Here is a 314-nt window from a genome sequence, read left to right as displayed (position 1 = left end):
GTTCGGGATCAGGTATTCCTTGCCGTCGCGTGTTGTGATCGAGACGTAGCGCGCGCCGAGGCTGTTGATCCAGCCGAAGGTCTCGCCGATGCTGATGACGTCGCCGGGCTTGATCGACCGGTCGAGGAGCAGGATCACCCCCGAGACGAGGTTCGAGACGACCTTCTGCAGCCCGAAGCCGAGGCCGACGCCCACGGCGCCCGAGAGCACCGCGAGGCCGGTAAGGTCGAAGCCCACCGCGCGCAGCCCGATCACGAAGGCCGCGCCGTAGAGCCCCACCTGCAACAGCTTGACCGAGAGCACCCGCATCGAGG

The 314-nt window shown here is 67.2% G+C and carries 1 protein-coding gene; it reads right to left on the bottom strand.

The annotated features are described in order from the left end of the window. Nucleotides 1-314 (bottom strand): mechanosensitive ion channel family protein (locus AB6A65_RS16875; RefSeq protein ID WP_371039532.1); only part of this gene is annotated, 314 nt, incomplete at both ends.

It is taken from the genome of Rhodosalinus sp. FB01 (genome assembly GCF_041365715.1).
GTDB lineage: Bacteria > Pseudomonadota > Alphaproteobacteria > Rhodobacterales > Rhodobacteraceae > Rhodosalinus.
This window is presented reverse-complemented; position numbering and strand designations above follow the sequence as displayed.